The organism is Loktanella fryxellensis (assembly GCF_900110065.1).
Lineage (GTDB): Bacteria > Pseudomonadota > Alphaproteobacteria > Rhodobacterales > Rhodobacteraceae > Loktanella > Loktanella fryxellensis.
The window spans coordinates 151,005-162,741 of record NZ_FOCI01000007.1; the positions used below are offsets into that span (position 1 = coordinate 151,005).

13 protein-coding genes and 1 tRNA gene are annotated in these 11,737 nt (G+C 64.5%); 6 read left to right on the plus strand and 8 right to left on the minus strand.

Features of this window, described 5'->3' with window-relative positions; genetic code table 11:
- Positions 1-83: 83 nt before the first annotated feature.
- Together mtaB and dapF are read right to left on the minus strand one after the other, a co-directional pair.
- Positions 84-1,340 carry a tRNA (N(6)-L-threonylcarbamoyladenosine(37)-C(2))-methylthiotransferase MtaB gene (gene mtaB, locus BMX16_RS07620; RefSeq protein WP_089901165.1) on the minus strand — a complete coding sequence of 419 codons (1,257 nt, stop codon included), beginning with the start codon at positions 1,338-1,340 and terminating at the stop codon, positions 84-86.
- The gene (gene dapF / locus BMX16_RS07625) at positions 1,333-2,142 is read right to left on the minus strand and encodes a diaminopimelate epimerase (protein WP_089901166.1); all 810 of its coding nucleotides are present in this window, start codon (positions 2,140-2,142) and stop codon (positions 1,333-1,335) included. Before dapF ends, mtaB begins: the two co-directional genes overlap by 8 nt.
- 98 nt (positions 2,143-2,240) lie before the next feature.
- On the opposite strand from dapF, the gene BMX16_RS07630 reads away from it, so the two are divergent.
- The 3 genes from BMX16_RS07630 (at position 2,241) to mscL (ending at position 5,355) form a co-directional block, all read left to right on the plus strand.
- A tRNA-Lys gene (locus BMX16_RS07630) sits at positions 2,241-2,316 on the plus strand.
- A 100-nt stretch (positions 2,317-2,416) separates the two neighbouring features.
- Complete coding sequence (pheT, locus tag BMX16_RS07635; RefSeq protein ID WP_089901168.1) at positions 2,417-4,813, plus strand: phenylalanine--tRNA ligase subunit beta; 2,397 nt, start codon at positions 2,417-2,419, stop codon at positions 4,811-4,813.
- Positions 4,814-4,926: 113 nt separating this feature from the next.
- Entirely contained in the window at positions 4,927-5,355 is a 429-nt protein-coding gene (gene mscL, locus BMX16_RS07640; RefSeq protein ID WP_089901171.1) for a large conductance mechanosensitive channel protein MscL, read from the plus strand.
- A 64-nt stretch (positions 5,356-5,419) separates the two neighbouring features.
- On the opposite strand, the gene BMX16_RS17595 is transcribed toward mscL, so the two are convergent.
- From BMX16_RS17595 to BMX16_RS17315, 4 genes are all read right to left on the minus strand, one after another.
- Positions 5,420-5,575 carry a hypothetical protein gene (locus BMX16_RS17595; RefSeq protein ID WP_177174604.1) on the minus strand — a complete coding sequence of 52 codons (156 nt, stop codon included), beginning with the start codon at positions 5,573-5,575 and terminating at the stop codon, positions 5,420-5,422.
- Between the two features lie 115 nt (positions 5,576-5,690).
- A complete protein-coding gene (locus BMX16_RS07645) occupies positions 5,691-7,433 on the minus strand; it encodes a sensor histidine kinase (protein ID WP_089901174.1) in 1,743 nt (580 codons plus the stop codon).
- The gene (locus BMX16_RS07650; protein WP_089901177.1) at positions 7,433-7,987 is read right to left on the minus strand and encodes an RNA polymerase sigma factor; all 555 of its coding nucleotides are present in this window, start codon (positions 7,985-7,987) and stop codon (positions 7,433-7,435) included. The genes BMX16_RS07645 and BMX16_RS07650 overlap by 1 nt, the downstream gene beginning before the upstream one ends.
- Entirely contained in the window at positions 7,984-8,145 is a 162-nt protein-coding gene (locus BMX16_RS17315) for a NepR family anti-sigma factor (RefSeq protein WP_143058003.1), read from the minus strand. The genes BMX16_RS07650 and BMX16_RS17315 overlap by 4 nt, the downstream gene beginning before the upstream one ends.
- Before the next feature lie 103 nt (positions 8,146-8,248).
- On the opposite strand from BMX16_RS17315, the gene BMX16_RS07655 reads away from it, so the two are divergent.
- Together BMX16_RS07655 and BMX16_RS07660 are read left to right on the plus strand one after the other, a co-directional pair.
- Positions 8,249-9,064, plus strand: coding sequence for a response regulator (locus BMX16_RS07655; protein WP_089901180.1), 816 nt, complete (start codon positions 8,249-8,251; stop codon positions 9,062-9,064).
- 112 nt (positions 9,065-9,176) lie between these two features.
- Entirely contained in the window at positions 9,177-9,905 is a 729-nt protein-coding gene (locus BMX16_RS07660) for a Crp/Fnr family transcriptional regulator (RefSeq protein WP_089901245.1), read from the plus strand.
- Here the strand turns inward: BMX16_RS07660 and BMX16_RS07665 are convergent, their stop codons facing one another.
- Positions 9,906-10,913, minus strand: coding sequence for a DNA topoisomerase IB (locus BMX16_RS07665; RefSeq protein WP_089901182.1), 1,008 nt, complete (start codon positions 10,911-10,913; stop codon positions 9,906-9,908). It lies immediately after the preceding gene.
- Positions 10,914-11,129, minus strand: a complete 216-nt coding sequence (locus tag BMX16_RS07670; protein ID WP_089901184.1) for a hypervirulence associated TUDOR domain-containing protein — start codon at positions 11,127-11,129, stop codon at positions 10,914-10,916.
- Between the two features lie 344 nt (positions 11,130-11,473).
- Between BMX16_RS07670 and BMX16_RS17940 the strand changes: the two genes are divergently transcribed.
- Positions 11,474-11,737, plus strand: a 264-nt coding sequence (locus tag BMX16_RS17940) for a transposase (protein ID WP_483869197.1), incomplete at its 3' end; no start/stop codon positions are given.

Sequence of the window (11,737 nt, forward strand, 5' to 3'; positions counted from 1 at the left end):
GCAGCCGTGGCAAGCGGCGCAGGGGGCGCTGCCCCCACAGCCAAGGGGCCGTTCCCCCGGAGTATTTCCGAAAAAAGCGAGGATCAGGCGCGCAGGGCGGACCCGTCGCTTGCGGTGATGGTCGCGGTGACGATCCGGCTTTCGGGCTGGTCCGTCGCGAAGTGCACTTCGGCGAATTGCGCGGTGCGGCCCATGCGGGGCGATTCCATCAGGATCTGGTGGGTCACGCCGATCTGGGCCGTCAGATGCGCCTGCACGGCGGCATCGCCAGCGGTACGCAGGCGGGCGGCGCGGTCGCGGATCGCAGGGCCACGGACCTGCGGCATCCGGGCTGCGGGCGTGCCGGGACGCGGCGAGTAGGGAAAGACATGCAGCCATGTCAGGTGGCAGTCCGCGACAAGCGCCATGGAGTTGGCAAAGGCCGCTTCGGTTTCCGTCGGGAAGCCCGCGATGATGTCGGCGCCGAAGGTCATGTCGTGGCGCAGCTTGCGGGCGGCCTCCGTGAAGGCGATGGCGTCGTCGCGCAGGTGACGGCGCTTCATCCGCTTGAGGATCAGGTCGTCACCGTGCTGCAACGACAGGTGGAGATGCGGCATCAGGCGCGGTTCCGTGGCGATGGCCTGCATCAGGGCGTCATCCACCTCGATGCTGTCGATCGAGGAGATGCGCAGACGCGGCAGGTCCGGGACGAGGCGCAGGATGCGCAGCACCAGATCCCCCAGACGCGGCGCGGACGGCAGGTCGGCGCCCCAGGAGGTGAGGTCCACCCCGGTCAGCACGATTTCCTGAAAGCCACGATCCACAAGACGCTTGATCTGATCGACTACGACACCGGCGGGGACGGACCGGGAATTGCCGCGCCCGAAGGGGATGATGCAGAAGGTGCAGCGGTGGTCGCAGCCGTTCTGCACCTGCACATAGGCGCGGCTGCGGGTGCCGAAGCCGTCGATCAGGTGGCCCGCCGTGTCCCGCACGCTCATGATGTCGTCGACCTGCACGGGTTCCGTCGTGCCGGTGAAGTCCGGGGCAAGGGCGGCCCATGTGGCAGGGTTCATCTTTTCGGTGTTGCCGATGACCAGATCGACTTCCGCCATTGCGGCGAAGGTGGCGGGTTCGGTCTGGGCGGCGCAGCCGGTGACGATCAGGCGGGCATCCGGGTGTGCGCGACGCAGCTTTCGGATGTCCTGACGGGCCTTGCGCACCGCCTCTGCCGTCACGGCGCAGGTGTTCACGACGACGGCGTTCTGCACGCCGGCGGCCTGTGAAAGTTCGGTCATGGCCGCAACTTCGTAGGCGTTCAGACGGCAGCCGTGGTTGGAGAATATGGGCGCGTCAGCCATGCCAGACCCCGTCGAACACATGCGCCGTGGGGCCGGTCATCCAGACGCCGTCACAGCGCCAGTCCACCCGGAGGGTGCCACCGTCGAGGTCGATGCGGACGGCCCGCCCGGTCAGCCCGCGACGCACGGCCGCGACAGCGACCGCGCAGGACGAAGAGCCTGAGGCGAGCGTGACGCCCGCGCCGCGCTCCCACACGCGCATGCGCAGATGGTTGGCTGCGACGACCTGCACGAACTGCACGTTGGTGCGCTGCGGGAACAGGGGGTCATGCTCGATCACCGGCCCCTGCTGCGCCAGATCGACAGCGGCCACGTCCGTGACGAAGACCGTGCAGTGCGGATTGCCCATGCCCGTCGCCACCGGATCGCCGGGCAAGGGCAGGTGCAGCGTGTCCATCGCGCGGGCCAGCGGCACGTCGGCCCAGTCGAGCAGTGGCTGGCCCATGTTCACCGCCGTCAGACCGTTGCCCGCATCGCGGGCCAGCAGGGTGCCGCGGTCGGTGGTGATCGTCAGTGCATCGACACCGCGACGACCCATCTCCCACGCGGCGATGCAGCGGGTGGCGTTGCCGCAGGCGGCGGACGTGGTGCCGTCGCTGTTCCAGAACGTCAGATGCAGGTCGCCGGTGGCGCTGGCGGTGATCTGGGCCAGCTGGTCGTAACCCACGCCCCGGTGTCGGTCGGCCATCGCCATGACCACGTCGCCTGCGACGGTTTGACCATTGCGGGAATCGATCACGACGAAATCGTTGCCGAGGCCGTGCATCTTCATGAACGGTATGGAGTGTGGGTTGTCCTGCATGGGCGCCCTATAGGCCTTCGCGCGAACTTTATCCAGAGTGGGTGGCACTAGGGGGTTGACCCTGCCCGTCCCCTCGCCTAATTCGCCCCTCAAGGCGTGGGCCGGTAGCTCAGTTGGTAGAGCAACTGACTTTTAATCAGTAGGTCTCGGGTTCGGATCCCGACCGGCTCACCACTTCCCCTATCTCCCTCAGATGCACGACCACCACCGCTTTCCCCTGCGGGATCGTTGCGCTAAGACGCTGGCCAAACCGGATCTGGCAAAGGCGCACGCGATGAAATTCACCCTGTCATGGCTGAAGACCCACCTCGACACCACCGCGAGCGTGGCCGAGATCGCCGACGCGCTGACCGATCTGGGGCTGGAGGTCGAGGGGATCGCGGACCCCGCGGAGGCGCTGCGTCCCTTCACCATCGGATATGTCGAAAGCGCCGAGAAGCATCCCGACGCGGACAAGCTGCGCGTGTGTCAGGTGCGCATGGCGGACGGCGTGCGCCAGATCATCTGCGGTGCGCCCAACGCACGCGCTGGCATCACCGTCGTCGTGGCCAGCCCCGGCGTCTATGTCCCCGGCATCGACACCACCATCGGTGTGGGCAAGATCCGCGGCATCGAATCGCACGGCATGATGGCGTCCGAGCGCGAGCTGGAGCTGTCGGAGGAACACGACGGCATCATCGAACTACCCGGCGGCGAGGTGGGCACGAGCTTTGCCGACTGGCTGGCAACGAATGACCCCGCCCGCGTCGATCCGGTGATCGAGATCGCCATCACCCCCAACCGCGCCGACGCGCTGGGCGTGCGCGGCGTGGCGCGCGATCTGGCGGCACGGGGACTTGGCACGCTGAGGCCGTTGGCCGCGCCCGTGGTGACGGGTCATGGCGCGTCCAGCGTGGGCCTGACCATTGCCGACGACACCCACGACGGCTGCCCCGTGTTTTGCCTGCGTCTGATCCGGGGGGTGACCAACGGCCCCAGCCCTGATTGGCTGCAGACGCGGCTGCGGGCCATCGGGCTGCGCCCGATCTCGTTCCTCGTCGACGTGACGAATTTCTATACCTACGACCTGAACAGGCCGCTGCACGTCTTCGACGCGGACAAGCTGCAGGGCGATCTGCGCGTGCACCGCGCCGCTGGCGGCGAAGTCGTGCAGGCGCTGGACGACCGCAGCTATACCCTGTCGGCGGGGCAGATCGCGATTTCGGACGATGCAGGCGTGCAAAGCATCGCCGGTATCATGGGCGGGGCCGCAACGGGTTGCACGCCGGACACGGTGAACGTGCTGGTGGAAAGCGCCGTCTGGGACCCGGTGCAGACTGCCTACACGGGGCGCGCGCTGAAGATCAACTCGGATGCCCGCTACCGGTTCGAGAGGGGGATCGACCCCACCTTCACGGCAGAGGGTCTGGATCATGCGGTGGCGCTGATCCAGTCGGTCGCGGGTGGCGTCGCGTCCGGGATGGTGCAGGCGGGGCAGTTACCGGACACGGACCGCGCCTATCGCCTCGACACCGACCGGGTCATCAGCCTTGTGGGCATGGACATCCCGGCCGAGACGCAGCGCGCGACGCTGACGGCGCTGGGTTTCAGGCTGGACGGCGACATGGCGCATGTGCCCGGCTGGCGCGGCGATGTGCAGGGCGAGGCGGATCTGGTCGAGGAGGTGGCGCGCATCGCGTCGCTGACGAAGCTGGTGGGCAGGCCGATGCCGCGCATGACCACCGGCGTGCCGAAGCCCGTGCTGACGCCGGCACAGGTGCGTGCCACGGCGGCGCGGCGGTCGGCGGCATCGCTGGGCTACAACGAATGCGTGACCTACAGCTTTATCGATCAGGCGGCGGCGGACTTGTTCGGCGGCGGCACGGACGCCACGCGGCTGGAAAACCCGATCTCGATGGACATGTCGCACCTGCGCCCGTCGCTGTTGCCCGGCCTGTTGCAGGCGGCGGCGCGCAATCAGGCGCGGGGCCATGCGGATGTGGCCCTGTTCGAGGTGGGCGACATCTTTGACGGCGGCGAGCCGGGTCAGCAGCGGCCCTGCGTGACGGGGATCCTGACCGGACGCACCGGGCCGCGCGACGTGCATGGCACGCAGCGTGCCGTGGATGTGTTCGACGCCAAGGCGGATGCCGAGGCGATCCTGACGGCCATGGGCGCCCCCGGCAAGGTGCAGATCCAGCGCGGCGACGCAGGCTGGTGGCATCCGGGGCGTCACGGGCGCATCTGTCTGGGGCCCAAGGTGGTGATGGGCGTCTTCGGAGAGGTGCATCCCCGCATCCTGAAGGCCCTCGACGTGAAGGGACCGGTCGTGGCCTATACGCTCTTCCCGGATGCCATTCCGCAGCCGCGCAACCGCACGACGACGCGGCCCGCGCTGGCCGTGACCGATCTGCAGGCGGTGGAGCGTGATTTCGCCTTCGTCGTGGATGCCGACGTCGCGGCGCTGACGCTGGTGAACGCGGCAGCAGGCGCTGACAAGGCGCTGATCGCCGACGTCCGGGTGTTTGACCAGTTCATCGGCGGGTCGCTGGGCGAGGGCAAGAAGTCACTCGCGCTGACGGTCCGGCTGCAGCCGACGACGACCACGCTGACCGATGCCGAGATCGAGAAGGTCGGCCAGCAGATCGTGGCGAAGGTCGAACAGGCGACGGGGGGCATTCTGCGGCGCTGAACCGGGCCGGACATGACGCAACCGTCTTTATTCTTCACTTTTATGGACTTTTCGGTCACAAGTTAGCGAGTTCAACACGCCGACAATGTCAGGTGCAGGGTAAGGCGGAACGGATGATAAACGAATTCAAAGACTTCATTGCCAAGGGCAATGTCATGGACCTTGCGGTCGGCATCATCATCGGTGCCGCCTTCACCGCCATCGTGTCGTCGCTGGTGGGTGACCTGATCAACCCGATCATCGGTCTGATCATCGGCGGGGTGGATTTCAGCAACATGTATGTGGTGCTGTCCGGCGAGGTTCCGGCCAATGCCGGCCTGCAGGTGGCGCGTGACGCCGGAGCCGCCGTGTTCGCCTATGGTGCGTTCGTGACGGCCTGCATCAACTTCCTCATCATCGCCTTCGTGGTGTTCCTGCTGGTGAAGATGGTGAACAAGATCAAAGCGTCGGCCCGCAAGCCCGACGACGTGGCACCGGACGTCCACACGGGTCCGTCCGAACTGGACGTGCTGATCGAGATCCGCGACCAGCTGCGCCGTTAATCCGACGCCTGAGAGCGACATGAAAAAGGCCCGCCAATTGACGGGCCTTTTTCATGTCTGTGTCTCAGGGGCGGCGGGTGTCGCCCGTGCCGTCAGTGCGATACCGCACCGGTTGTCCGTGCGGTCTGTCACCGGACAGCCCCTTGCGGGTCAGCACGGTGATCAAGAGTGCAGCGAGACCCACTGCAGCCATGCTCGCCAAGAAGATGTCCAACGTCATCGTTTTATCCGTCCAAGTTGGAAATCCAACAATCTCGTGGCGTGTTTGGTTCCGGTGACGCGGCGATCGGTTCCGGCACGTCCGAAACAGTGGCGAAAGTGTCGCAGGCCCCCGATCAGTAATCGAGCGCGTCTGGCACGCCTTCGGTGATCGGAAACTTCAGACTGACGGTATGCGCACCGTCCTGATCCAACGTTTCCAACGTCCCGCCCAACTGCATCGCAAAGGCCCGGATCAACTGCGTGCCGACCCCGGCACGGGATTTCGGATTCGCTGGATCGTGGATCGCGCCACTGCGGCAGCGCAGCAATGCCGTCCCCGGTGCGACGATCCGCAAGCTGATGTGCGGGAACGGTGCCGGATGCCTTGCCCGCGACATCGCCTGAACGGCATTCGTGCTGACCTCTCCGATGAGCAGGGACAGGGGAACGGCCTGATCCGGCACGAGGCTGAAGTGGTCTACATCCAGCTTGTGGCCGGCACCGGGATGAAGATCCTGCAACAGACCGAATACCCCGGCGCAGATATCCGCCATGAGCGGTGCCGCATCGACGCGCGACAGGTCCTTGGACTGGTAGATGAACCGGTGCACGGTCGCGAGGCCCAGCACACGGTCCTGCAGACGGCGCAGGGCCCGGCGACTTTCGTCGGACGAGGCCGTGCGGATCTGCATGTTCATGATGGAGGAGATCATCTGTAGGTTGTTCTTGACCCTGTGATGGACCTCTTTCAGCAGCACGTTCTTTTCGCGCAGGCTGTTTTCCATCCGCGCCTCGTCGTCGATCAGGTCATAGGCCATGTCCACGAAAGTCTGTTCCAGATCATAAAGCTCCTGCGGCAGAAGCTCGCTGGTCCTGGACTGTGGCAGGGCACGGTCGGAGGCGAAACGCTGCATCCGCTCGCGCAGTTCCTGCACCGGACCGACGACCAGACGATGCACCGCGAAATAGGCCACCAAAAGGCTCGCGAACCACATCAGCGCCGGCAAAAAGAACGACGGCAAAGCGATGGCATTGCTCGCGAGGAAGCCTTCGCGCGGCGCCCAGCTGGTCATCGCATAGGCCAGACCGGGCACCAGCGTCATGATGACGTTGACACGGCGCGCCCCGTCGCCGTTGCGGCCCATGACGGTAACCGGCTCTCCGTCGCGCTGCTGCGTCGCTGCGTTCACCAGAGCGGTCTGGTCAGTGGCGATCACCTCGCCTTGCTGGGAAATGATCTGTCCGTCGGTGTTGAAGACAAGCAGCGACAGGGGCGGCGAGGTACTGTTCAGATCCGCGGTCCCGACCAGACGTTCGGTCGACAGGGCGACGATGATCTGTCCAAGGACGGTGTCGCCCTCGGTCAGCGGTCGCGTCAGGATGATGCTGTCGGGATCGGTGACCGCGCCATCCGCCGCTATCTGCGGCACGAAGGATGGCATGGGATTTTGCGTGATGTCGGCAATGCGGTCTGCGGGCCCCAACGTCAGCGGCGCGAGCGCCGAAGAGCAAAAAATCCGACCATCGGCCTGCAGGAAACCGGTGAAGGTTATGTTCGGATCGGCGTTCCGGTAGGCGCGGAAATAGGCGCTGCACGTCTCCGGGTCGGAGGCCGTCATCTGATAATTGACGGCAAGGCCGTCCGCCACGCCGATGGCCTGCTGGACAACGTCGCGTTCACCCGAAATCGCGAGTTCCGACAGCGCCACCAGCGACAGCGACGTGCGGGCACGCAGCGTCTCGTCCAGACTTTCGGTCTGCCAGATCGCCAGCAGACCGATCGGCAACAGCGCAAGCGACAGGAACGCCACCACGCGAAACGGCAAGCTCTGGAGGAGCGGCCAGCGCTCGCCCTGATGTTCTGCCGTGCCGGGCATCAGAATGCAGAGTTACCGTTGTTCGCCACGACGGCGACCGTGACCTTGTCGGTCAGCTCGACCGGACCGTCCGCATCCAGATGCATCAGCTCTGCCAGCCGCTTGCGTCCCCGGTTCGCACGGCTCTTGATCGTGCCGACCGCGACGTTGCACATCTCTGCCGCCTCTTCATAGGAGAAGCCGGAGGCCCCGACGAGGATCAGCGTTTCACGCTGTTCGTCGGGCAGCTTGGCGAATGCGGTGCGAAAGTCGGTCATCTGCAGGTGACCGTCGTGGGCGGGCTTCTCAGCCATGTTCTCGGTAAAGATGCCGTCCACGTCCGCCACTTCGCGCTTAGCCTTGCGACGGCTGGAATAGAACGTGTTGCGTAGAATGGTGAACAGCCATGCGCGCATGTTCGTGCCGGGCTCGAACTTTTCGATATTGGTCCAGGCCTTGACGACAGTATCCTGCACCATGTCGTCGGCGGTGGACCCGTTCCGCGTCAATGAGATGGCAAAGGCCCGTAGCGCCGGCAGGTGATTGACGAGTTCGTCGCGAGGATCGGCGATCATGATTTCTGGTCCAGTCCCGACTGGTCCTGAGCCTTGAGCTTGTCCAGTAGCTCCTTCAGCCGGTCAGGTAGATCTGCCTGCTCCTGCTCGCGGAAGACACGTTTCAGATTGGCGTCGATCTGCTGACGCGCCTTCTCGCTTGGTAAGTCGTTGGACATTCGCCCGCCTGTCGTTGTCTGGATTATGCGCCTTGGCTTCGGAACCCAAACGCAGTGATGCGCGTTCGGTTCCCAAGATAGGGACAGACAGGAAGAAAAGACTATGTCAAACGGCACGGCTCAGCCGGATATCACCACTGCGATCGGCACCTACCTGCCCTATCTGCGACGCTACGCCCGCGCCATCACCGGCACCCAGTCCAGTGGCGACGCCTATGCCATCGCCACGCTGGAAGCGATCTTGGAAGACCGTAGCATCTTCGACACGCAGATCTCTCCGAAATCCGCGTTGTTCAAGACGCTCCACATGATGTGGGTCAGTACCGACATGAGCGGACCGAACGAACCGGCCCCCGGTCTGGAGGGAGCGGCCCAGCGCCATCTGGCCAAGCTGACCACCAACACCCGTGAAGCACTGTTGCTGCACACGATCGAAGAGTTCAGCCACGCCGAGATCGCCGACATCATGTCGATCGACGAATCCGAGGTCGTGCACCTGATCGACGTGGCCCACCGCGAGATGGCCGACAGCGTATCCGGCCGCATCCTGATCATCGAGGACGAGGCGATCATCGCCATGGACCTCGAATCCCTCGTGTCCGACATGGGGCACAAGGTGACGGGCATCGCGCGGACCCATGCCGGGGCCATCACGCTGGGTCAGTCTGAACGACCCGACCTGATCCTTGCCGATATCCAGCTGGCCGACAACTCGTCTGGCATCGACGCGGTGAATGAACTGCTGTCGGAATTCGGCGATATGCCTGTGATCTTCATCACGGCCTTCCCCGAACGCCTGCTGACCGGGGACAAGCCCGAACCGGCGTTCCTGATCTCCAAGCCTTATACCGAGGATCAGGTGCGGTCTGCCGTTGCACAGGCGATGTTCTTTTCCTCGACAGAGACGCTGAACGTCTGAACCCGATGCGGGGCGGCCGATCCGCCGCCCCGCATCCGCCGTCATCATGCGTGTCGCTGCCCGACATGCGTCGTGGGCCATTTCGATCCGAACACGACCTGTAGGGATGATGATGGTCACCAGATGCGAACATTGCCCGCTGCGCCGCTTTCACCTGTTCAAGCCGATGTCCGACAGCGACGTGAAGGCGATGCAGAAGTTCAAGGTGGGCGAGCTGATCATCGAGGCGGGCACCCCCGTGCTGAGCGAAGGGTCTAACAGTCCCCAGCTGTTCACCGCCCTGTACGGCATGGGACTGCGTTACAAGCACACGAGCGATGGTGAACGTCAGGTCGTGAATTTCGTCTTTCCGGGGGACTTCGTCGGTTTGCAGGCGGGTGTGATGGGCGAGATGTCCCATTCCGTCGAGGCGTCGTCCAAGATGACCCTATGCGTGTTCAACCGCTCGGAGCTGTGGGGATTCTTCAAATCCTATCCCGAACGTGCCTTCGATCTGACGTGGCTGTCGGCAGTCGAAGAGCATTTTCTGGGCGAGGCGCTGACCTCGCTCGGTCAGCGGTCTGCATTGGAATCGCTGTCCTGGGCGTTGCTTCGAATGTTCATGCGCTGCGAGCGCATCGGGCTGGTGCAAAACCGGCGCATGGCGATGCCGTTCCGCCAGCAGGATCTGGCGGATGCGCTGGGCCTGTCGCTGGTCCATACCAACAAGACTTTGTCGAAGTTGCGCGACCAGCAGCTTGCCGACTGGTCGGACGGTCATCTGACGATCAACGACAAGGAAAAGCTGGCCGCCATCGCCAAGATCGAACTGGATGTCGTGCCGGTCAGGCCGTTGATGTAGTCACGTCATCTGCAACAGTGCCGCCAAGGCGGGCTCGTGCTGTCGCAGGCCTGCGATGTCCGGCGATTTCGCCAGCTTCTTCATAAAAGCCTCGCGTTCAGTCGCCTCCATCTCCGCCAAGGCGATGACCGACGGATGGACATAGCTGTTCCGGGCCACCGTCGGCGTGTTGCACAGCACGTCGGATGCGGCATCGGCCATCGCTGCGATGGACAGCTTGCCGGGTTGCGCGGCGACCTCGAAAGCCGCGAGCGACCCGTTCCACGTCCGCATCGTCTTGGCCGTGGCATGGTCGCCGCAGAGCGTGTGCAATGTCTGATTGATATGGTCTGATCGGACGGGATGGGACGTGCCGGCGTCGTCGATCCATGTGATGATCTCGGCCCCCGGCAGATCCTGACACGCATCCAGCACTTCGGCCAGACGGGGGGCGTGGAAATCCTTTTCGATCCGCGCGCCACCCTTGCCGATGTAGTCGAGGCGCACGCGACCACCCTCGAACGTGCCGTGATCGTTCAGCATTGTCGTCGCACCATAGCTGCCGTTCTGCGCGGCATAGATGCCGTTGCCGACCCGCAGCGACGCGCGGTCGATCAGTGCCAGCGTGGCGGCGATGGCGGTGTCGCGGTCGCCCACCTCGCCCCGCAGACGGCTGGCGATCCAGCGCCGCAGGCCGGGCAGGGTCTGTGCGAACTGGCCCAAGTTTTCGAACTTCAGCAGCGCATGATGCGCGGTCCAGTCGGCGTGATAGCGGTATTGCTTGCGTTCCCGGTCGTCAAAGCCGGTGGCTTGCAGGTGACCCTTCGGCAGCGGGCTGATCCAGACATCGCCATAGGCGGGCGGCACGGCGATGGCCGCGATCCGCGCCCGCTCTACTGTATCGTCGATCCGTGTGCCGTCGGCTGCGGTATAGCTGAACCCGCGACCCGCCCGCCTGCGCCTGATGCCTGGTTCTGTGTCGGGATAGAACAGCAGCCCCGACACTTTCGCGATGTCGGCATAGGCCATTCAGGCGGCCTCGATCTCGGTGATGGATTTCAGCACTTCGTCGCCGTCATCCTGCGCGATCCGGTAGGCGGGCTCGTCCTTTGTCGCGTTGCGGGTGATCTCGCTGCCCTTGATCGTCAGCGTGGTCTTGCGGGTATAGACCTTCACGACCTTGCCGGTCGCGGTGCCGTTGCCCCAAGACCATTTCACCGCATCGCCTTCGGAAAATGTCTTCATGTCTCGCTCCTCCCTTGATCGGTGAACAAACGGTTGCGGTGCCGACTGGTTCCTCCTGCGGTGGAACTCCGCGCGACAGATGCAGCCCGAAGCCATCGTCACACCGGGAGGGGTTCATGGGTCTGACCGGCCGATCACCGCGCCGGGGAGTCGCGGGATCAGGCCGGTCATTCAAAAACACGAGGGGGAGGGTGTCTTTGTGAGTGGGTAACCGCGGCAGGGGCCATTCGGTTCCATCGCGCCGCACACGTTCCGGCGGCGGCATCGGTCCGCCCTCCGTGCCAATAAGAGTGAGACATTTGACTGGCTAAAGTTTAGACTTGAGGGCGAAGGAGACCGAACCCATGGTAATGCCTTCACAGATGCCGCCTCCACAGGATACCGGATCTGAGATTTCGCCTACGATCCCACCCGCTCGCGTCGTAGCTGCGCCGCGTGTCCCGACGGCCGAGCTGACGACGACCCCGAAGCGGCGCCCGTTCACTGCAAAATACAAACTACGTATTCTGGATGAGACGGACCATGCTGCTGATACAGGCACGGTTTCAGCCATTCTGCGGCGGGAGGGGCTTTATTCCTCCGCGTTGACCGATTGGCGCCGTGCGCGC

What these genes read in the sequence shown, in the direction of transcription:
- mtaB (WP_089901165.1), bottom strand. Translation starts at nt 1,340, where the DNA reads ATGGCTGACGCGCCCATATTCTCCAACCACGGCTGCCGTCTGAACGCC.
- dapF (WP_089901166.1), bottom strand. Translation starts at nt 2,142, where the DNA reads ATGCAGGACAACCCACACTCCATACCGTTCATGAAGATGCACGGCCTC.
- pheT (WP_089901168.1), top strand. Translation starts at nt 2,417, where the DNA reads ATGAAATTCACCCTGTCATGGCTGAAGACCCACCTCGACACCACCGCG.
- mscL (WP_089901171.1), top strand. Translation starts at nt 4,927, where the DNA reads ATGATAAACGAATTCAAAGACTTCATTGCCAAGGGCAATGTCATGGAC.
- BMX16_RS17595 (WP_177174604.1), bottom strand. Translation starts at nt 5,575, where the DNA reads ATGACGTTGGACATCTTCTTGGCGAGCATGGCTGCAGTGGGTCTCGCT.
- BMX16_RS07645 (WP_089901174.1), bottom strand. Translation starts at nt 7,433, where the DNA reads ATGCCCGGCACGGCAGAACATCAGGGCGAGCGCTGGCCGCTCCTCCAG.
- BMX16_RS07650 (WP_089901177.1), bottom strand. Translation starts at nt 7,987, where the DNA reads ATGATCGCCGATCCTCGCGACGAACTCGTCAATCACCTGCCGGCGCTA.
- BMX16_RS17315 (WP_143058003.1), bottom strand. Translation starts at nt 8,145, where the DNA reads ATGTCCAACGACTTACCAAGCGAGAAGGCGCGTCAGCAGATCGACGCC.
- BMX16_RS07655 (WP_089901180.1), top strand. Translation starts at nt 8,249, where the DNA reads ATGTCAAACGGCACGGCTCAGCCGGATATCACCACTGCGATCGGCACC.
- BMX16_RS07660 (WP_089901245.1), top strand. Translation starts at nt 9,177, where the DNA reads ATGGTCACCAGATGCGAACATTGCCCGCTGCGCCGCTTTCACCTGTTC.
- BMX16_RS07665 (WP_089901182.1), bottom strand. Translation starts at nt 10,913, where the DNA reads ATGGCCTATGCCGACATCGCGAAAGTGTCGGGGCTGCTGTTCTATCCC.
- BMX16_RS07670 (WP_089901184.1), bottom strand. Translation starts at nt 11,129, where the DNA reads ATGAAGACATTTTCCGAAGGCGATGCGGTGAAATGGTCTTGGGGCAAC.